At 71.0% G+C, this 1,267-nt stretch carries 1 protein-coding gene and 1 pseudogene; both read left to right on the top strand.

Going from position 1 to position 1,267, the window contains the following annotated elements; genetic code table 11:
- Nucleotides 1–106: 106 nt before the first annotated feature.
- A pseudogene (gene metK, locus AOK03_RS30060) lies at nucleotides 107–1,056 on the top strand (methionine adenosyltransferase); the annotation flags it as partial.
- Between the two features lie 2 nt (nucleotides 1,057–1,058).
- A partial coding sequence (locus AOK03_RS44360; protein ID WP_244177807.1) for a methionine adenosyltransferase domain-containing protein occupies nucleotides 1,059–1,267 on the top strand: 209 nt, incomplete at both ends.

Raw genomic sequence — 1,267 nt, 5'->3', positions numbered from 1 at the left:
CCCGGCCACCCACGCCATCCGCCCCACCCAGACCACCCAGCCCACTCAAGACACCCGTCCCATTCAAGCCACTCACGTCATCTGACCCCTCGCGCCCTGGAGAGCCATGTCCCGCCGCCTGTTCACCTCGGAGTCCGTCACCGAGGGCCACCCCGACAAGATCGCCGACCAGATCAGCGACACCGTCCTTGACGCCCTGCTCAGCCAGGACCCCACCTCCCGCGTCGCGGTCGAAACCCTCATCACCACCGGCCAGGTGCACATCGCGGGCGAGGTCACCACCGCCGCCTACGCCGACATCGCCACCCTGGTCCGCCAGAAGATCCTCGACATCGGCTACGACTCCTCGGCCAAGGGCTTCGACGGCGCCTCCTGCGGCGTCTCGGTGTCCATCGGCGCCCAGTCGCCCGACATCGCCCAGGGCGTGGACACCGCCTACGAGAACCGGGTCGAGGGCGACGAGGACGAGCTCGACAAGCAAGGCGCGGGCGACCAGGGCCTGATGTTCGGCTACGCGACCGACGAGACGCCCGCCCTGATGCCGCTGCCGATCGAGCTGGCCCACCGCCTCTCGCACCGGCTGACCGCGGTCCGCAAGGACGGCACCGTCCCCTACCTGCGCCCCGACGGCAAGACCCAGGTCACCATCGAGTACCAGGGCAGCCGCCCGGTGCGCCTGGACACCATCGTGGTCTCCTCCCAGCACGCCGCCGACATCGACCTGACCGACCAGCTCACCCCGGACCTGCGCACCCATGTCGTCGAGCACGTCCTGGCCCAGCTCGCCGACGACGGCATCAAGCTGGACACCGACGACTACCGGCTGTTCGTCAACCCCACCGGCCGCTTCGAGATCGGCGGCCCGATGGGCGACGCCGGCCTGACCGGCCGCAAGATCATCGTCGACACGTACGGCGGCATGGCCCGCCACGGCGGCGGCGCCTTCTCCGGCAAGGACCCCTCCAAGGTGGACCGTTCGGCCGCCTACGCGATGCGCTGGGTCGCCAAGAACGTCGTCGCCGCGGGCCTGGCCACCCGCTGCGAGGTCCAGGTCGCNNTCGGCCTGTTCATCGAGACCTTCGGCACCGCCACCGCCCCGCAGGCCGCCATCGAACGCGCCGTCAGCGACGTCTTCGACCTGCGCCCCGCCGCGATCATCCGCGACCTGGACCTGCTGCGCCCCATCTACGCGCAGACCGCCGCCTACGGCCACTTCGGCCGCGAACTGCCCGACCTCACCTGGGAGCGCACCGACCGCGCCGACGCC

It is taken from the genome of Streptomyces atriruber (genome assembly GCF_001418325.1).
Lineage (GTDB): Bacteria > Actinomycetota > Actinomycetes > Streptomycetales > Streptomycetaceae > Streptomyces > Streptomyces atriruber.
Note: the sequence above shows the minus strand (reverse complement) of the source record. Positions and strands in the feature narration are given on the sequence as shown.